11 protein-coding genes are annotated in these 19,990 nt (G+C 65.7%); 9 read left to right on the plus strand and 2 right to left on the minus strand.

Translation table 11 applies throughout. The features are described 5' to 3' along the window. Positions 1-3,783 carry a GH36-type glycosyl hydrolase domain-containing protein gene (locus F0185_RS26130; protein WP_167229474.1) on the minus strand — a complete coding sequence of 1,261 codons (3,783 nt, stop codon included), beginning with the start codon at positions 3,781-3,783 and terminating at the stop codon, positions 1-3. 231 nt (positions 3,784-4,014) lie between these two features. Here F0185_RS26130 and F0185_RS26135 point away from each other — a divergent pair, with 231 nt between their 5' ends. From F0185_RS26135 to F0185_RS26170, 8 genes are read left to right on the plus strand one after another with little or no spacing between them, the layout of a single operon-like run. Next, positions 4,015-5,052 carry a LacI family DNA-binding transcriptional regulator gene (locus F0185_RS26135; protein WP_167229476.1) on the plus strand — a complete coding sequence of 346 codons (1,038 nt, stop codon included), beginning with the start codon at positions 4,015-4,017 and terminating at the stop codon, positions 5,050-5,052. A 30-nt stretch (positions 5,053-5,082) separates the two neighbouring features. Further along, positions 5,083-7,959 (plus strand): TonB-dependent receptor, encoded by a 2,877-nt coding sequence (locus F0185_RS26140; RefSeq protein ID WP_167229478.1) that lies wholly within the window; start codon positions 5,083-5,085, stop codon positions 7,957-7,959. Positions 7,960-7,972: 13 nt separating this feature from the next. Further along, positions 7,973-9,415 carry a glucoamylase family protein gene (locus tag F0185_RS26145; RefSeq protein WP_167229480.1) on the plus strand — a complete coding sequence of 481 codons (1,443 nt, stop codon included), beginning with the start codon at positions 7,973-7,975 and terminating at the stop codon, positions 9,413-9,415. Then, a complete protein-coding gene (locus F0185_RS26150) occupies positions 9,412-10,686 on the plus strand; it encodes a sugar ABC transporter substrate-binding protein (RefSeq protein WP_167229482.1) in 1,275 nt (424 codons plus the stop codon). Before F0185_RS26145 ends, F0185_RS26150 begins: the two co-directional genes overlap by 4 nt. Then, positions 10,683-11,561: a carbohydrate ABC transporter permease gene (locus tag F0185_RS26155; RefSeq protein WP_167229484.1), complete on the plus strand. Its 879-nt coding sequence runs from the start codon at positions 10,683-10,685 to the stop codon at positions 11,559-11,561. Before F0185_RS26150 ends, F0185_RS26155 begins: the two co-directional genes overlap by 4 nt. A gap of 17 nt (positions 11,562-11,578) precedes the next feature. Next, positions 11,579-12,391, plus strand: coding sequence for a carbohydrate ABC transporter permease (locus tag F0185_RS26160; RefSeq protein ID WP_167229522.1), 813 nt, complete (start codon positions 11,579-11,581; stop codon positions 12,389-12,391). Beyond that, complete coding sequence (locus F0185_RS26165; RefSeq protein WP_223164582.1) at positions 12,388-15,471, plus strand: discoidin domain-containing protein; 3,084 nt, start codon at positions 12,388-12,390, stop codon at positions 15,469-15,471. Before F0185_RS26160 ends, F0185_RS26165 begins: the two co-directional genes overlap by 4 nt. Next, positions 15,468-16,868: a GH1 family beta-glucosidase gene (locus tag F0185_RS26170; protein ID WP_167229486.1), complete on the plus strand. Its 1,401-nt coding sequence runs from the start codon at positions 15,468-15,470 to the stop codon at positions 16,866-16,868. The genes F0185_RS26165 and F0185_RS26170 overlap by 4 nt, the downstream gene beginning before the upstream one ends. Positions 16,869-16,967: 99 nt before the next feature. Here F0185_RS26170 and F0185_RS26175 read toward each other — a convergent pair whose 3' ends face one another. Beyond that, complete coding sequence (locus tag F0185_RS26175; protein WP_167229488.1) at positions 16,968-17,654, minus strand: hypothetical protein; 687 nt, start codon at positions 17,652-17,654, stop codon at positions 16,968-16,970. 498 nt (positions 17,655-18,152) lie between these two features. On the opposite strand from F0185_RS26175, the gene F0185_RS26180 reads away from it, so the two are divergent. Next, entirely contained in the window at positions 18,153-19,940 is a 1,788-nt protein-coding gene (locus F0185_RS26180; protein ID WP_229477193.1) for a ShlB/FhaC/HecB family hemolysin secretion/activation protein, read from the plus strand. The last annotated feature ends 50 nt before the right edge of the window (positions 19,941-19,990 follow it).

Raw genomic sequence — 19,990 nt, forward strand, 5'->3', positions numbered from 1 at the left:
TCAGGCCGCGCGCAGCACGACGACCACGCGGTGCTGCGCGCCGTCGGCCTTCATCGGGATCATGGCCGCGCCGTCCTCGATCGGCGCTTCCTGGCCGTCGAGCGAGGCCGCCACCACCAGCGAACCGTCGCCGATGGCGTCGTTGATCACCTCGATGTGATAACTGGTGGCGCCGTCCGGCAAGCGGTAGCGGATGCTAAAGCGCGGCCATGCGGCCGGCACCACCGGCTTCATGCGGATCGCGGCGCCGCCTTCGAGCGTGAAGCCGAGCACCGATTCGAGCGCGACCCGGTAGGCCCAGCCGGCCGAGCCGGTGTACCAGGTCCAGCCGCCGCGCCCCACGTGCGGATCGGCGCCGTAGATATCGGCCGCGATCACGTACGGTTCGACCTGATAGCGCGCCACCGCCTCCGGGGTCAGGGCGTGGCTGATTGGGCTGAGCATTTCGAGCAGTTGCGCGGCGCGCTCGTTGCGGCCCGCTTCGGCCACCGCGCGCACCGCCCAGCAGGCCGCGTGCGTGTACTGGCCGCCGTTTTCGCGCACGCCGGCCACGTAACCCAAGATGTATCCCGGGTCTTGCGCGGTGTGCACGAAGGGCGGCGTGAGCAGCCGGATCAGGCCATCCGCGTCCGACACCAGCCGCTCTTCCATGGCATCGAGCGCCATTTCCGCGCGGTCAAACGGCGCCGCGCCGGAGATCACCGACCAGGCCTGCGCCAGCGCGTCGATCTGGCATTCGTCGCTCTCGCTCGAGCCCATCACCGCGCCGTTGTCGTAAAACGCGCGCCGGTACCACTGGCCATCCCAGCCTTCGCCATTGAGCACCATGGCCAGGTGGTCGCGGTAAGCGCCGTAGGCGGCGATGCGCGCGCTGTCGCCGCGCCGCTCGCACACCGGTAAAAAGTCCTTGATGATGCGGAACAGGAAAAAGCCCATCCACACGCTCTCGCCGCGGCCCTCGCGCCCGACCCGGCTCATGCCGTCGTTCCAGTCACCGGTGCCCATCAGCGGCAGGCCGTGCGCGCCTTTCGTCAGCGAGCGGTCCAGCGCGCGGCAGCAATGCTCGTACACGTCGGCGCTGGTGCCGGCCGGTTCAGGGTGCAGGAAGACTTCGTCTTCGCCATCTTCCAGCAGCGGGGCCGTGAGAAAGCCCTCGACTTCATCGAGCACACTCCAGTCGCCGGTGGACTTGAGGTAGAAAGCGGTGATGTAGGGTAGCCACAGCAGGTCGTCCGAAAAGCGCGTGCGCAAGCCCTTTTCCAGCGGCGCCGGATGCCACCAATGCAGCACGTCGCCTTCGGTGAACTGGTGCGCCGCGTGCAGGCAGATCTGCTTGCGCGTCATTTCGGGCAGGGTGTAGATCAGGGCGCTGGCGTCCTGCAACTGGTCGCGGTAGCCGATCGCGCCGCCCGACTGGTAAAAGGCAGAGCGCCCCCAGATGCGGCAGCTCAAATTCTGATAGGCCAGCCAGCCGTTGACCATCAGGTCGATCGCCGGCACCGGCGTGGCGATCTCGATGGCGCCGACGGTGTCGTGCCAGAACTGGCGTACTTTGGCCAGCGCTTGCTCCACCGCCGCGCTGGCGCGATAGCGCCGCACCAGCGCCTGGGCGTCGTCGGCGCTGGTGGTTTCGCCGAGCAGTACGGCAAATTCGACCTCTTCGCCGGGGGCGATGGTCAGGCGCGCCTGGAACGCGGCGCATGGATCGAGCCCGGGACCGGTGCGCCCGTCGAGGCGCGCTTCGCCCAGCGCCGCCGGACGCGCGGTGGTGCCCTGGGTGCCGATGAAGGCGGCGCGGTCGGCGCTGTGGAAGCTGGCGCTGGCCGGCGGCGCGATCAGCGCGCCGAAGGTGACGCCGTCGGCGAACGGGCCGGCCATGCGGTTGGTGGCCAGCAGCACGCCCGTGTCCCAGGTGGTGCATACATGGCGCGCGCTGTCGGCCGGCGTGCTGCCCAGCACCAGTTGCTGGTACGAGAACAGCGATATCGTGCGGCTGCGCGCCTCGGTATTGCGCAGGCGGATGCGCACGATCTTGAGCGGGTCGTGGCGCGGCACGAACACCGTGCATTCCTGCTCCAGGCCATAGCTGGCGTGGCGGAAGGTGGTGTAGCCGAAGCCGTGCACCGCCTCGTAGCTGGCGGCTGCCGGCGCCGGACCGGGCATGGGCGACCACCAGCTGCCGTCGTCTTCGTCGCGCACATACAGCGCTTCGCCGTGCGGATCGCGCACCGGGTCGTTGAACCAGGGCGTGAGCCGGTGTTCGCGGCTGTTGCGGCTCCAGGTGTAGCCGGCGCCGGTTTCGCTCACCAGCACGCCCACCTGTTCATTGGCGATCACATTGGTCCAGGGCAGGGGCGGGCGCGAGAGGCCCGCGGCGCCATCCCAGGCCAGGCGGATCACATATTCCTTGCCGTCGCTGGAAAAGCCGCCGTCGCCGTTAAAGAACTGCAGCGGCGCCGGTTCGGCGTCGTCTTGCGGGTGCTTGCGGTGCGGTGGGCGCGGAGGGCGCAGGATGCTGGCGCGCGGCCCGAACGCCGGCAGCTCGCCCTTGACTACCATGCGCGCCTGCGCGGCCACGCGTTCCAGGTCGGCGCTGTCGACCTGCATCGGGTCGAGCAGGGTGACCGGGCCTGGCAAGGCGGGCCAGTCGGCTTGCGCGCCGACCAGCACCAGGTGCAGCGGCAGGGCCAGCGCATCCCAGTAACGCGCCGCGTCCAGCAAGGCTTGCGCGTGCGGGTCGCGCGGACCGATGGCGTTGACCACGCACAGCACGCGGTCCGTGGGCAGTCCGAGGGTGTCGGGCAGGCTGTCGGTGGACAGGCGCGCGTCGCCAGCTGCGCGCAGGGCGCTTTCGCCATACAAAATGGCGGCGGCCAGCGCTTCGGCGTAGGCGCCTTGTTCGGTATCGAGCGCCAGCGCGGTGAGCAGCGCGGCGCGCCGTTCGCCCGCCATGCGCGCGGCCAGTTCCGGCGTTGGCGCGCTGGCCAGCAGGGCCAGCGCGGCGTCGCGGTCGGGCGCCGCGCCGAGGGTAAAGGCGATGACGGCGTTCGCGTCCGGTTCGAGCACCACGTTGCGGCGCAGGCTGAACGACGGATCGAGCACGTTGCCGGCGGTTCCCGACAGCGGCGCGTTTGAGGCCAGCGCGCCTGGGGCGGCCAGGCTGCGGCCACGCCCGATGAAGCGTTTGCGGTCGGTCTCGATGCCGGCGTCTTCGCCGCCGCTGGCGGCATGAACCAGCCAGATACAGGCGTCGTCGGCGCCGCGCGGACGCCGGCGCGCCAGCAGCGCGCCGGCGGCGGGAACCGATTCGGTCTGCACGAACAGTTTCGAGAATGCCGGGTGCGCGGCTTCGGCGGCGCGCTTGTTGAGCACCACTTCCAGATAGCTGGTCACTTCGATGCGGCGCGCGCGCGCGCTGGTGTTACGCAAGGTCAGGGTGCGCAGTTCGACGTCGGTCTCGGGCGCGACGACGATGTCGAGCCGCGCTTCGATGCCGAGGTGACGGCACGACAGCCACGCGCCGCCATCGTCGCTGCCGAAGCCATAGCGGGCGCCGGCAACCGCGCAGGGCTGGGCGCCGACCGACCAGAACTCGCCGCTGTCGATGTCGCGCAGGTAGATAAAGTAACCGTCGCCGTCTTCCACCGGGTCGCCCTGCCAGCGCGTCAGCGCATGTGCGCCGAGGTCGGTGGCGCCGGTCCCGGCAGCCGTGACGAGCACCCGCAAATGGCCGTTGGAGAGGAAGCGGGCGCCGGCGGCGGGACTGAAGGGGATCGGAGTCATGGGCAGGGTACGGTGGTGTGCATAGGGTCGGCGCAATGTAAGCGGTTACATCCAGTTAAATTTTACATGACATCTTTGTGTAAAGAATAAAATTTCGACCAGAAGTCAGGCATTTTTTGGTGAAAAATTTACATAAAAACCACGGTGTGCTGAGCTCGATTGCGGTACATTAGGAAAAATGTAATCGGTTACCGGGGTTTTATGCGGGACGAATGAAAGCGTGGTGTTTTTATGGCGGTAACGATCAAGGATGTGGCGCGGGCGGCCAATGTGTCGGTCGCCTCGGTGTCGCGCGCGCTCAACGGCAGCGACACCGTCACCGACGAAACGCGCCAGTTGGTGCTGGCCGCGGCGCGCAGTTTGCGCTACATTCCGCACAGCGGCGCGCGCAGCCTGTCGACCAGCCGCACCGAGACCATCGGCGTGGTGCTGCCCGACCTGCATGGCGAGTTCTTTTCGGAGCTCATTCGCGGCATCGACATGGCGGCGCACCGGCGCGGCCTGCACTTGCTGGTATCGAGTTCGCACGGCGACGCCGGCGAAGCGGCGCTGGCCATGCGCGCCATGAGCGGCCGGGTCGATGGCCTGGTCGTCATGTCGCCGCACGTGGATGCCGGTTTTTTGGCCGACAACCTGGCGGGCAATCTGCCGATCGTCCTAGTCAATACGCGCGCCACCGGCCACGATTGTTCGGCCCTGGCGGTCGACAACCACGGCGGCGCGGCCGACATGGTGCAGCACCTGGTCGAGATGGGGCACCGCAGCATCGTCATGATCGCCGGCCCGGCCGACAACTTCGACGCCGAAGAACGTTTGCGCGGCTTTCGCGAGACCATGGCGCGCCTCTTGCCCGGCGCGCCGCCGTTCGAGCCGCAAGTGCTGCGCGGCGACTTTGGCGAGGAATCGGGCTATCGCGCCGGCCAGCAGCTGCGCGCCTTGAAGCGCCTGCCCGACGCGGTGTTCGCCGCCAACGACATGATGGCGATCGGCTGCCTGTTCGCGCTGGGCGAGGGCGGCCTGGTGGTCCCGCGCGATATTGCGCTGGTCGGCTTCGACGATGTGCCGACGGCGCGCTTCGTCACGCCGCCGCTGACCACCGTGCGGGTGCGGATCACCGAAATGGGCAGCCGCGCGCTCGAATGCCTGGCCTTCGAAATTGAAAACCCGCAGGGGACGAAAAAAACCGTGCAGGTGGTGCAAACCGAACTGGTGGTGCGGCGCTCGTGCGGCGCACATGCGCAGGGCGTGACGGAAAACGGCAAGCGGTAGCAAACAACTATAAAACAACGGGAGAAATGCATGAAGATAAAAGCAGGCGTGCGCGAACTGCGCAGGGCATTGGTGGGACTGTCGACGGTGGCCATGCTGGCCGCCGCGCCGGCGCATGCGCAGTTAAGCAGCGCCACCATCAAGGGACAAATCACGCAGAGCGGCGCGCCCGCGGCGCCGGCCACGCCGGTCGTCGCCAGCAACACGGCCACCGGTTACAACTACCGCACCAGCACCGGCGCCGACGGCAGCTACGTGCTCACCGGCCTGCCGCCGGGCGAGTATGCGATCAAGGTCGGCGGCCAGAGCACCGAAAAGGTCACGTTGTCGATCGGCCAGACCGCCTCGCTCGACCTGTCGGTGGGGGCGGCCGATCCGGCCAATTCGGCCAACATGGCGCAGGTGGTGATCCTGGGCTCGGCCCAGCGCCGCAACGTCAAGACCTCGGAAGTCGGCACCAGCGTGTCGCGCGCGCAGATCGACAGCCTGCCGCAGGTGTCGCGCAACTTCCTCGCCTTTGCCGACCTGGCGCCGGGCGTGCGCTTCGATGTCGAGGCCAAGACCGGCTACGGCACCTTGCAGGGCGGGGCGCAGAACCAGGATAACGTGAACGTCTTCATCGACGGCGTCGGCCAGAAGAACTACATCCTGCGCGGCGGCATGTCCGGGCTCGACTCCTCGCGCGGCAACCCGTTCCCGCAATCGGCGGTGGCCGAGTACAAGGTGGTTTCGCAAAACTACAAGGCCGAATTCGACCAGGTCAGTTCGACCGCGATCACGGCGATCACCAAGTCCGGCACCAACCAACTGCATGGCGATGTGTTTTTCGACCGCACCGGCGCCAACCTGACCGCCTACGATCCGTTCCAGAAGAAAAACAAGGCCGACGGCGTGGAACGCCCGCGCTACTCGCAGAAGCAGTACGGAGCCACGCTCGGTGGGCCGATCAAGGAAGACGTGATGCATTACTTCATCGCGTACGAAGGCAAGCGGATCGACACGCCGCGCCAGGTCGTCGCCCAGCGCCAGGACTTGCTGCCCAACGCCGGCATCGTGCCGTCGCTGCTGGCGCAGGCCGGATCGGCCACCGCCAAGTTCAAGGAAGACCTGGTGCTTGGCAAACTGACGACCCGCATCGGCGAAGACCACCTGATCGAGCTGACCACCCGCATCCGGCGCGAGAACGACCTGGTGCCGGAAGACTTCAAGCTGTCGTTGCCCGGCAACGAGAAGGACCGCAAGAACGATGAAACGCGCTTCGACCTGAAACACGAGTTTTCACGCGGCGACTTCCTCAGTGAAGCGCGCATCGGCTACGAAAAATTTCATTGGAATCCGAGCGCGCTGCAATCGACGCCGTACGTGAAGTACGTGGTCTCGCCGAGCAACGAGACCAAGAACGTGGTCGACGTGCTGTTTACCGGCGGCTCGCCGGATGCCCAGGACCGCATGCAAAAAGGGCTCTCGTTGAGCGAGAGCGTGACCTGGACCGGTCTTGCCGGCCACACGATCAAGGGCGGGGCCAAGATCAAGAAGGTCGACTTCAAGCTGTACGGCACCTCGAACGCCATCGATATCCGGCGCGAGATGATCGACAACGTGACCGGCATTCCGCAGGTCTTCGAAATATCGCGCGCCCTGGCGCCCACGGGCGTGAGCTACACCGACCGCCAGTACGGCGTGTACCTGCAGGACGACTGGAAAGTGACGAAGCAGCTCGAACTGAACCTGGGCATGCGCTGGGACTACGAGACGAATATGCTCAACGACAGCTACGTCACGCCAGCCGACCGCGCGGGCCTGTTCGGCAAGCAGGACCCGCGCCCGGGCGCCCCTAGCGGCCAGACCTATGCGCAGTCGCTGGCCAAGGGCGGCGTAACCATCGGCGACTACATCAGCACCGGCTCGAACCGCAAGTCGTTCAAGGATGCGTGGCAGCCGCGCGTGGGCATGTCGTACGACCTTTTCGGCGACAGCAATACGGTGTTTTTTGCCGGCGCCGGACGCGCCTACGACCGCACCATCGCCAACGTGGCGCTGGACGAACTGCAAAAGAACTCGCAGCCGGGCGGCGAGATCTGGCTGATCCGCAGTGAACACAAGCTGCCGTACACCGACCAGTTCAGCGCCGGCGTGCGCCAGGCGCTGGGCGCGTGGAATACCGAGTTTGGCGCGACCGTGTCGCGCAGCCGCAACCAGTTCAACTGGTTCGGCGGTAACCGCGATGTCAACGGCGGCTGGGGCAATGCCAGCCCGATCGACCCAATGTTCAGCTCCGTGCCGGGCTACGGCACCCTGATCCTGGGCGACTTCATCTCGCAGGCAAAAACCTCGTCCGCGTACCTGAAAGGCGACAAGCCGTTTTCCAGCGCTTCGGGATGGGGCCTGGCCGCGACCTACACCTACTCCGAGGGCGAGACCACCAACAAGGAGTGGAACAACGACATGTTCAACTGGACCTACGGCCGGTACGCCTATTCGTGGAATCCGTCGACCACCGTCGAGCGCCACCGCCTGGTGGTGGCGGGGATGAGCGACCGCCTGCTGCCCTATGGGATCATGCTCTCGTCCAAACTGACGCTCGGCAGCGGCCTGCCGTACCGGATCACCGACTGCGCCAAAGGCTTTAACGACTGCGTCTCGCGCAAGGGCGACGGCGGCTCGTTCCGCACCGTCGACGTGGCCATGGCCAAGGATGTCGGCGTCGGTTTCGGCAAGGTGTCGGTGCGCTTCGATGTGCTCAACGTGTTCAACACGGTCAACTACGCCGCCTACGATGCCTGGGGCGGCGGCCCGACCACCAAAAACCCCAATTACCTTGGCGGCGACAACGTCAAGCTGGGAACCGCGGGCGCCATTACCGGCCCGATGCGCACAGTCAAACTGACCGTGCGCTATGCATTTTAAATAGAGGAAGTCGATGAGAAAACGCTTGATGCCGATGGCCGCGCTGGTTGGCGCCATCGCGACGATGCCGCTGGCGCCGGCCCATGGAGCACCTGCGGGTGCGGCTGCGGGGCCGGCTGCGGGGCCGGCGGCGGCCCTGCTGGACGACCTGTCCGAACGCACCTTCCGCTTCTTCTGGGAGACCGCCAATCCGGTCAACGGGCTGGTGCCCGACCGCTATCCGTCGCCGTCGTTCTCCAGCATCGCGGCGGTGGGCTTCGGCCTGACCGCCTACCCGATCGGCATCGAGCGTGGCTACATCACGCGCGCGCAGGCGCGCGAGCGCGTGCTGGCGACCCTGCGTTTCTTCCGCAATGCGCCGCAGGGCAAGCAGGCGCAGGGCATGAGCGGCTACAAAGGCTTTTTCTATCACTTCCTGGACATGAAAACCGGCGTGCGCAGTTCCAACTCGGAGCTCTCGACCGTGGACACGGCCCTCCTGATCGCCGGCGTGCTGCACATGCAGTCGTATTTCGACGGCCCTGGCGAAGAGGAGATGGAGATCCGCCGCCTGGCCGACGAACTGTATGAGCGCGTCGACTGGCAGTGGGCGCAGGCGCGCCCGCCGGCCATCGTGCTTGGCTGGCATCCCGAAACCGGCATGCTGCCCTACGACTGGCGCGGCTACAACGAAGCGATGCTGGTGTACGTGCTGGCGCTGGCGTCGCCCACGCATCCGGTCGACCCGAAGGCGTGGGACGAGTGGACCAGCACCTACGACAGGACCTGGGGCACCTCGTGGGGCCAGGAGCACCTGGGGTTTGCCTCCCATTTCGGGCACCAGTATTCGCACGTGTGGATCGATTTTCGCGGCATCCAGGATGCCTACATGCGCAAGCGCGGCATCGATTACTTTGAAAACAGCCGGCGCGCCACCTACGCGCAGCAGGCCTACGCAGTCGCCAATCCGCTCGGCTGCAAGGGCTACGGCGCCAATCTGTGGGGCGTGACCGCCAGCGACGGCCCGGCCGACGCCACCATTACCGACGGCGGCAAGCGGCGCAAGTTCCGCAGCTACGCCGGGCGCGGCATGGGCAAGGAGCACTACGATGACTGCACCATCGCGCCGACCGGCGCGGCGGCGTCGATCGCCTTCGCGCCGGAGATCGCGATTCCGGCGATGACCGACATGCATGCGCGTTACGGCAAGCAGATCTACGGTAAATACGGTTTCCTCGACGCCTTCAATCCAAGCTTCGACTTCGGCATCAAGCTGGCCAACGGGCGGCGCGTACCGGGTTTCGGCTGGATCGATACCGACTACCTGGGCATCGACCAGGGCCCGATCCTGGCGATGATCGCCAACCACCGCGACGAATCGGTGTGGCGCGTCATGCGCGGCAATCCGGTGATCCGCACCGGCTTGCGGCGCGCCGGCTTTTCGGGCGGCTGGCTCGAGAACGGGGCCAAGCCATGAATTTGCGGCGGCGCCACTGGGTCGCCGGTTCGGCGCTGGCGCTGCTGCTGGCGGGCTGCGAACGGCGCAGCGGCGGCCCGGTGGAGCTGCGCCTGTGGGCCATGGGGCGCGAGGGCGAAGTGGTCAAGGAACTGCTGGCCGACTTCGAAAAGCTCAACCCTGGCATCCGCATCAAGGTGCAGCAGTTGCCGTGGCTGTCGGCGCAGGAAAAACTGCTGACCGCTTTTGCCGGCGACGTCACGCCTGACCTGTGCCAGCTCGGGAACACGTGGATACCCCAGTTCGCGGCGCTGGGCGCGATCGAGCCGCTGGGGGATCGTATCGACCATGCCGACGGCGTCACGAGCGCCGACTATTTTCCCGGCATCTGGGCCTCGAACCAGATCGACGCCCAGTTGTTCGGCGTGCCCTGGTACGTCGACACGCGCCTGATTTACTACCGCAAGGACTTGCTGCTTGATGCCGGCTTTGCCACGCCGCCCGCCAGCTGGGCCGAGTGGACGGGCGCCATGCGCGCGATCAAGCAGCGCAGCCCGCAGAACTATGGCGTGCTGCTGCCGCTGAACGAATACGAACAACTGCTGTCGCTGGCGCTGCAGCAGGATGCGCCGCTGCTGCGCGATGGAGGGCGCTTCGGCGACTTCCGCCATGCCGATTTTCGGGCTACGCTGCAGTTCTACCTCGACCTGTTCAAAAATGGCCTGGCGCCGCGCTTGTCGGCCACGGCGATTTCGAACGTGTGGGATGAATTTGCGAAGGGCTTTTTCGCATTCTATATCTCGGGACCGTGGAATATCGGTGAATTCAAGCGCCGCCTGGCGCCCGACAAGCAGCACACCTGGATGACGGCGCCCCTGCCCGGACCGCACGGCCCAGGCGCCTCGGTGGCCGGCGGCGCCAGCCTGGTCGTGTTCAAGGCGTCGCAGCATAAGGAAGAGGCGTGGAAGGTGATCGAATACCTGTCGCAACCGGAAGTGCAGCGGCGCTTTTACCAGATGACCGGCAACCTGCCGCCGCGCCGCAGCGCGTGGGCCGACCCGGCGCTGCAGGGCGATCCGTATTCGGCGGCCTTTCGCGAGCAGTTAGAGCGCGCCAAGTCGCCGCCCAAGGTGCCCGAATGGGAGCGCATCGGCACCGAAATGCGCATCGTGACCGAGGCGCTGGTGGCGGGCCGCATGACGATCGAGCAGGCCGTGACGGAGCTTGACGCGCGCACCGACCGCATCCTCGAAAAACGCCGCTGGATGCTCGACCAGCGGGGCAGGGCATGAAGACGGGCCACGCCGCATGGTGGATGGTGGGGCCGCCGCTGCTGGTGATCGGCGTGTTTTTCTTCGTGCCGGTGCTGGCCGCGCTGGCGATGAGCATGACCGACTTCGACCTGTACGCGCTGGCGGACCTGAACAACCTGCGTTTCATCGGCCTGTCCAATTATGCGGAACTGCTGCAAACGCCGCTGTTCTGGAAGGCGCTGGGCAATACGCTGTTTTTCGTGCTGGTCGGCGTACCGCTGTCGATTGCCGCCTCGCTCGGCGCGGCGCTGCTGCTCAATTCCCGGCTGGCCTGGTTCAAGCCGCTGTTTCGCACCGCCTTCTTTGCGCCGGTGGTCACCTCGATGGTGGCCGTCGCCGTCATCTGGCGCTACCTGTACCACTCACGCTATGGCTTCATCAATTACGGGCTCGATCTGGTGGGACTGGCGCCGGTGGACTGGCTGGGGGACCCGCGTTTTGCGATGCCCTCGATTATCCTGTTCGCGGTATGGAAAAACTTTGGGTACAACATGATCATCTTCCTGGCCGGCCTGCAAAGCATACCGGGCGACTTGTACGAGGCCGCCGAACTCGATGGCGCGCGCAGCGTGGCCATGCTGCGTCACATTACCCTGCCGGCCCTGGCGCCGACCATGTTCATGGTCAGCGTCCTCACCATGGCCGGTTACTTCCAGCTGTTCGCCGAACCGTACATGATGACCGAAGGCGGGCCGCTGCAAAGCACCGTGAGCGTGTTGTACTTCATGTACGAGCAGGGCTTCAAGTGGTGGAACCTGGGTAGCGCCACGGCGGTCGCCTTCATCCTGTTCCTGCTGATGTTCGGCGTAACCATGCTGCAGATGCGCGTGGCCGGCCGCGGGCTGGAAGAATGAGCGCGCGCGGCGGGACCATGCCCCGGCGCGTGTGGGTCAATGCGCTGCTGGTCCTGTGTGCGCTGCTGGCCATGTTTCCGCTGCTGTGGATGACGTCCGTGTCGTTCATGGCGCACGGCGAAGCGAGCCACTTTCCGCCGCCGCTGCTGCCGCGCCAGGCCACGCTGGCCAATTACCTGGAGCTGTTCGCGCAGGCCGGCATCGGGCGCTATTTTTTGAACAGCCTGTTGCTGGCGGTGGCCGCGACCCTGCTGTCGCTGGCGTTCAACGTGGGCGCGGGCTACGCGTTTGCCAAGCTGCGCTTCGCGGGGCGCGACCGCATCTTCAAGCTGCTGCTGGGGGCCCTGGTGATTCCAGGGCAGGTGGCGATGCTGCCGCTCTTTTTGATCATGAAGCAAATGGGGCTGGTCAATACCTACATCGGCGTGCTGGTGCCGGCGGCGGCCAGCATTTTCGGGATTTTTTTGGTACGCCAGTATGCGCTGACCATTCCCGATGCCTTGCTGGAGGCGGCGCGGCTCGATGGCGCCAGCGAGTTTCGCATCTTCCGCTCGATCGTGCTGCCGCTGCTGGCGCCGATCCTGGTCACGCTGGCGATCTTCAGCTTTTTGGGCAGCTGGAACGACTTCATGTGGCCCTTGATCGTCCTCACCGACAAGGACCTGTATACGCTGCCGGTGGCGCTGGCGTCGCTCTCGCGCGAGCACGTGCAGGATAACGAAATGATGATGGCCGGCTCGGTGCTCACCATCCTGCCGGTGCTGCTGCTGTTCCTGGTGTTGCAGCGCTATTACATCCAGGGCCTGCTGGTGGGTAGCGTGAAGGGATGAGGAAGCCGTGGCCGCTGCTGTTATGCGCCATGATCAGCGCGCAGGCGCAGGAACGCATCCTCGACGACTTCGAACAGCCCCTCGCGTGGAAGGCGGTGGTGTCGGACGGGGTCACCGCCAGCGCGTCGGGCGCGCCCGGCGTGGACGGGCAGGGCATGCGCTTCGACTTCGATTTCGGCAGCGCCGCCGGCTACGCCGCCGCGCGGCGCGCGTTGCCGCTCGACTTCGAGGGCGACTACGCCATCTCGTTCTGGATGCGCGCCGACGCTGCGCTCAATAACTTTGAAATGAAACTGGTCGACGCCAGCGGCGACAACGTCTGGTGGGTCAACCGGCCCAACTTCGCCATCTCGCGCGAGTGGCAGAAGGTCGCCTTCAAGAAGCGCCATATCGATTTTGCCTGGGGGCCGGCCAAGGACCGCACCTTGCGCCGCACCGAGCGGATGGAACTGGTGGTCAGCGCCGGGCGTGACGGCGGGCGCGGGTCGCTCTGGATCGACGACCTGCGCATGCGCGCCATTGCACCGGCGGGACCGCCGCCCGAACCCGTCATGTCAACAACACCAGGCGCGGTGACAGTCGATTACGGCGTGCCGCGTGAATTTGGCGGCATCGTGCTGCACTGGGCCGACGGGCTGCACGCCGCCCGCTACGACGTCGCTTTTTCCGATGACGGCAGTACCTGGCGCACCGTGCGCAAGGTACTCGATGGCACGGGCGGCGCCGATCCGCTGCTGCTGGGCGAATCGGAGGCGCGCTACGTGCGCGTGACGATGCCCGACGCGCCGGCGCAACGGTACCAGCTGGAGCGGATCGAACTCAAGGACCTGGCGTACGGCGCCTCGGCCAACAGCTTTTTCCAGGCGTTGGCGAAGGAAGCGCCGCGCGGTCATTACCCGCGCGGCATGTCGGGACAACAGAATTACTGGACCGTGCTCGGTGTCGACGGCGGCCGCGAGACAGGGCTGATCTCGGAAGACGGCGCCATCGAAGCGGCGCGCGCCGGCTTTACGATCGAACCGTTTGTCATTGATAGCGGAAAGCTTGCCACCTGGGCCGATGTGACGATGTCACAGTCGCTGCAAGATGGCTATTTACCGATACCGTCGGTCAGCTGGACGGCGCCGCGCTGGCAGTTGCGCACAAGCGCGTTTGCGCAAGGTACGCCGGCCACCTCGCAACTGATTGCGCGCTACGACCTGGCCAACACCTCGGATTTTCCCTTGACCTTGCGGCTGGTGTTGGCGCTGCGCCCGCTGCAAGTCAATCCGCCGATGCAGTTCTTGAATACCCCGCCCGGCGTCAGCCCGATCCGCGCGCTCGCGTGGAATGGCGACAGCTTCGCCGTCGATGGCGTCACCCGTGTCTGGAGCCTTGCCGTCCCCGGCCTGGCTGGCGTGTCCTCCTTCGACCATGCCGCCATTCCGGCGCGCCTTGCGGGCGACGGCTGGAGCGCGCTGCGGCGGGTGGACGACGAAGCCGGTTTCGCCTCCGGCGCGCTGGCGTACGACGTTACGCTGGCGCCGCGAGCGACGGCGGTATTTGGCCTGGCGCTGCCGTTGAATGGCCAGCCGGGCGCACCGCAACTGGCCGGCGCCACGCCCGAGCAGTGGCTGACGGCGATGCAGGATGAAGTCGCCGAGCAATGGCGCGCGCGCTTGAACCGCGTGTCGATCACCGTTCCGGCGGCGGCGCAGCCGCTGGTCGATACCTTGCGTTCGTCGCTGGCGCACATTTTGATGACGCGCGACGGCGCGGCCCTGATGCCGGGCACGCGCTCGTACGCCCGCTCCTGGATACGCGATGGCGCCATGATGTCGGAAGCGATGCTGCGGCTCGGGAACGATAACGTCGCGCGCAACTACGCCTACTGGTTCGCCCAATACCAGTTCGCAAACGGCAAAATTCCCTGCTGCGTGGACCGGCGCGGGTCCGACCCGGTGCCCGAAAACGATAGCCAGGGCGAGTTCATTTTCCTGGTTGCGCAGTTGTGGCGCTACACCCACGATCGCGAGCTGGTGACGCGTCTGTGGCCGCGCGTGAAAGCGGCGGCGGCCTACATGGAGCAGCAGCGCCAGTCCGAACGCAGCGCGGCCAATCTTGCGCCGCAGCGGCGCATGCTGTATGGCCTGCTGCCGGCGTCGATCAGCCACGAAGGCTATTCGGCCAAGCCGATGCATTCGAACTGGGACAATTTTTGGGGGCTGCGCGGCTATCGCGACGCCGCCATGCTGGCCGCGCTGCTCAATCGCGCCGCCGACGCCGCCACCTTACGCGCACAGGGCGACCAGTTCGAACGCGAACTGCTGGCGTCCCTGCGCCTGAGCGCCAGCACGCACGGTATCGACTACCTTGCCGGGGCGGCGGAACTGGGCGATTTCGATCCCACCTCGACCACGATCGCACTGTCTCCGGGCGGCCTGCAACAGCGCCTGCCGCAAGACCTGCTGCACGGGACGTTCGAGCGGTACTGGCGTGAGGCGGTGGCACGGCGCGACGGCCGGCGCGAGTGGAACGATTACACGCCGTACGAACTGCGCAACGTGGCCGCTTTCGTGCGGCTCGGATGGCGCGGGCGCGCACACGAACTGCTCGATTTTTTCATGCGCGACCGCCGACCCGTCGCGTGGAACCAGTGGGCCGAAGTGGTGGGGCGCGCCGCGCGCGCGCCGCGCTTCGTGGGCGATATGCCGCACGGCTGGATTTCGTCTGACTACATCCGCTCCGCGCTCGACCTGTTTGCGTACGAGCGCGAGTCCGACCAGTCCTTGATTGTCGCGGACGGCATTCCAGCCGCATGGCTTGACGGCGCCGGTGTCGGCGTGCGGGGTTTGCGCACGGCGTATGGAACGCTGGACTACACCATCCGGGCCGAAGCGCGCGGCATCGGCATGACGATCGGCGGTAAGATGAGTCGGCCGCCGGGTGGCGTGCTGCTGCGCGTCCTGGACGAGCGTTGGCGCGCCGCGCGCACCACCATCAACGGCAAACGCGCCTACTGGCGCGGCGGTGAACTGCGCATCGGCGCGCTGCCGGCCACCGTTTTCATCGCAGTCGATCACCCCAAGGGGAAACCATGAGCAACGCAATCGAATTTCCCAAGAACTTCCTGTGGGGCGCCTCCACCTCGGCCTACCAGATCGAAGGCTCGCCGCTGGCCGATGGCGCGGGACCGAGCATCTGGCAGCGCTTCGCTCACTCGCCCGGTAATATCCGCGACGGCGACACCGGCGACGTGGCCTGCGACCATTACCGCCGCTCCGCGCAAGACGTGGCGCTGATGCGCGAGATCGGCTTGCAGGCTTACCGCTTCAGCATTTCGTGGAGCCGCGTCATGCCGTCCGGGCGCGGCGCGGTCAACCCCGTGGGAATCGGCTTCTACGACGAGCTGGTGGACCGCCTGCTGGCGCAGGGCATCAAGCCGATGGTCACCTTGTTCCACTGGGACTTGCCGGAAACGCTGGACAACCAGGGCGGCTGGCTCAATCGCGACATCGCCGACTGGTTTGCCGATTACGCGCGCGTGATGTTCGAGCGGCTCGACGACCGCGTCACCTCGTGGGCCACGCTCAACGAGCCGTGGGTGGTGTCCGACGGCGGTTACCTGAATGGCACCCTGGCGCCGGGGCACCACAACCGCTTCGAAGCGCCCATCGCCGCGCACAACCTGCTGCGCGCCCATGGCGCGGCGGTCAAGGTGTACCGCGAGGTGGGCAAGCACGAGATCGGGCTGGTGGTGAACCTGGAACCGAAGTACCCGGCCAGCGAGAGCGCGGCCGACCAGCAAGCGGCCGCGCGTGGCCACGCCTACATGAACGGCCAGTTCCTCGACCCGGTGTTCTTCGGGCGCTATCCGGAAAAGATGAAGGACGTGTACGGCGACGCCTGGCCCGAATGGCCGGCGGAAGACTTCGAGCTGATTCGCCAGCGGCTCGACTTCATCGGCGTCAATTACTACACGCGCAGCGTGACGCGCGACGAGCCGAGCGCCTTGCCGGTGCGCGCGGTGGCGGTGCGCCAGCCGCTGGCCACCTACACCGAGACCGGCTGGGAAGTGTATGCGAGGGGCTTGAGCGACACGCTCGAATGGGTGGCTGCGCGCTACGGCAATCCGCCGCTGTACATCACCGAAAACGGCGCCGCTTTTTTCGACCCTCCGGTGGCCGAAGGAGGGCGCGTGCATGACCCGCTGCGGATCGACTATTACCAGAAACACCTGCGCGCCATCCACGAAGTAATACAGAAGGGCGTGGACGTGCGCGGCTACTGCGCCTGGTCGCTGCTGGACAACCTGGAATGGGCGCATGGCTTTTCCAAGCGCTTCGGCATCGTGCATGTGAATTTTGCGACCCAGGAGCGCACGCTCAAGGACAGCGCGTATTTTTACCGCGAGGTGATCGCCACCAATGGCGCTGTGCTCGACGGCGTGGCGGCGCGGCCGTCGGCGTGGACCGGCGCGGCGATGTGGATCGAGTGAGGTCAGTTGGACAATTTTCTTCTTGCTGAAATATATCCCTCGTAAGATTGCCTGGAGCCCTGGTTGGTCTGCCTTCGCGGCTTTCGTCGCGTCGGCGGCTTACTCGGGCTTGATCAGATACTCTGTCTGGCAGAAAGAGTATGGCTGAATAAATTCGGGGAAAAATACCAGGTTCTTGCCCTCGACCCAGATCCGGTACGAGCCGTTTTTCAGGTAAAAATCGCAGCGTTCGTCATCGATGTTCAATAGCAGTTTGCTGTCGTCGATCAGGGTTTCGGCGGTTTGCTCGTCGAGTCGGATCAATTCCTTGTTTTTCGTAATGCTGGGCATGATTGTTGCGGAGGGCAACATCTGCTTGAACAAGGCCCGCGCCGGCACCAGTTCGCCGGTCTTGAGCGCAAACACACGCGCTTCCTTTTCTTCGTCGGGCGACCCGGCGCACACGGTCGACTTGGCAAACACGACGCTCAGGTAGGCGTGGGACACGAGTACCTTGTCGAATGCCAATTTGTACCCCCAAGGGCGGCCTTGGGCGGCGGCGCCGCACTGCTTGGCCTCGTTGGCGAAACCGGCCGCGGCCGCCTTCAAGATGGCATTGACGTGGACGACGGCTTTGCGGGGCATGCCGGCGACCGCGTCGACCGACACGGTTTGAATCGCCACGCTTGTTGTCGGCGTGCTGTCCGCGACCCGGTAGCCAACCGGCGCGGGCGCCAGTCCATGTGCCTGCGCCTGCAAGATCGGCAGGCACATGCTCGCGCATGCTGCAAAAGCCACTATGTTCATGAACGAAGCTTCCTCATGCGTGGGTAAGTGTTGTCAGATCCTTGCGACCGTTTTTGCCGGCGACCGCTGGTCCGCTGACGCCGCCTGGAACGCGCAGCAGATCATGGCGTTCGGGGGATGATCGGGCAAGAGGATAATGTACCAGCTGCGGCCATCGGGCGAGGACGCGTTCCATCCCGGGCTCCCGGCCGCGTTTTGCTGGCGCGCCTGCCTCGCACACTATCGGTTACAACGCGATGTTGTATTTAACTGACACCAAGGGAAACAAAAAATTCTGCTGGCCAATGCTCTTTCGTGGCGCCGGTTTGTCTATGTGACTACAACAATTGCCATAAATATATTTATGCAATATGCATGATAAACGGAAATCAATGAACTAAAGTACTTAATGTTGAACCTAAACAATTTCTTTATTGTACATATGTCTGATAAAATGCTTGGCTCGTTACGATTTGTGCAATAGATCAGGCCATGTATGTGGGCTGTGACGCGCCCGCCATGCTGCTTACTCAAACTTCTACCTCGCTCTGTTTTCCGCCGCGCTTGCTCAAGCTGGGCTCCCTGGTGCACGCCGCACTATTGGTCATGTCGGCCTCGACCGCCTCGGCGCAACAAGTCGCCGCGCCGGGCGCGCCTGCGCTCAACCCGCTCGAGGTGGCGCAGGAAGGTATCCGCCGGCAGGAAGAGCGCACGCGCGAGCAGCAACAGCAATTGCAGACCAAGGCCGACCTGCTGCAAGCGGCGCAGCCCGTGGCCGACCTGAGCAAATTGCCGGCCGAGACCCCTTGTTTTTTGATCAAGAGCATTACTGTCGGTAACAAGCAAGAGCTCGGCTCGCTGGCGTCCACGGTCGCCCCTTTCCTCGGCCAGTGCGTCGGCGTGCAGGGCGTGCGACAGATCGCCGCCGTGCTCGACGCCAAATTAATCGCGCTGGGCTACGTCACCAGCCGCGTCAGCTTGCCGCAGCAAAACCTGAGCGAAGGCAAGCTGGTGTTCGCGCTGCACATCGGCCGCGTGGCCGGCGTAAAGATGGTCCGGGCCGGCGTGCCGGGCGACGTGGCCGACACCGACTGGGGCACCTGGACCAACGCTTTTCCGCTGGCGGCCGGCGACGTGCTCAACATCCGCGACCTGGAGCAGGGCGTGGAGCAGATGAAGCGTTTGCCGAGCCAGACGGTCACGACCCGCATCGAGCCCGGCATGGAGGCCGACACCAGCGTGGTGCTGGTCGAACGCAATGCGGCGAGCCTGCTCGAGCGCACGCGCAGCTCTGTGACGCTCGATAATTCCGGCTCGGAAGCGCTGGGTCGCGCACAGTTGTCCGGATCGCTCTCGCTCGATAACGCCGCCGGCCTGAACGACATCCTTAGCCTGAGCAGCAACATTAACGCCCAGCAGCCAAGGCGCGACCATCGCAGCTACAGCCTGTCGGCCAATTACAGCATTCCATGGGATTACCACAGCTTTTCCGTCTCGCACAGCAGCAGCCGTTTTGCCCAGTTTGTGCAAGGCACGACCGCGCGTTTTCTGTCCAGCGGCAGCAGCAGCACGGCCGAGGCCCGCTGGAATTACCTGACATGGCGCAGCGCCTCGGCCAAGGTCGGCGTGTACGCGGCCCTGTCGACCCGTCGCGCGCGCAGTTTCCTCGACGATGTGGAACTGGTCGTGCAGCGCCGCCGCACCACCAGCGCCCAAGGCGGGGTGACCCTGAAGCAGTACCTCGGCCAGGGCGTGCTCGAGCTCGACCTCGGTTACCGCTTGGGAATCGGGCTGGGCAGCGCCGAAGACGATTACCCGAGCGCGGCCGAAGGTGGCCTGACCCTGCGTCCGCGCATCTTTAGTTTTAACGGCTCGTACAGCCAGCCGTTCAAGGTGGCCGGGCGCGCAGCGCAGTACAGCGCCAGCCTGCGCCTGCAAAAAACCGGCGACATGACCTTGTCCGCCGACCAGATCAGCATCGGCGGGCGCTACAGCGTGCGGGGCTTCGACGGCGACAGCGTGTTGCTGGCCGAAAGCGGCGCGATCTTGCGCAACGATGTCTCGACCGGCTTGCCCTCCATCGCCGGCATCGACAGCAGCGCCTTCGTGGCGCTCGACGTCGGCAAGGTCTCGGGGCCAAGCGCCGCCGGCCTGGTCGGCGACACCCTGGCCGGCGTCGCCGCCGGCGTGCGCGGCAGGTGGAAGGGGTTGGTGTTCGACGCCAGCCTGGCTATCCCGGTCAGTAAACCGGAGCGTTTCAGGACGCGTGCCGTCACCCCATCGGTATCGGTCACGTATTCGCGCTGAGCACCCCGCAGTTTTATCAGTACCCCCTTTGCAGCACCCGTTTGACGCCG

The sequence above is a fragment of the Massilia rubra genome (assembly GCF_011682065.1).
Lineage (GTDB): Bacteria > Pseudomonadota > Gammaproteobacteria > Burkholderiales > Burkholderiaceae_D > Telluria_A > Telluria_A rubra.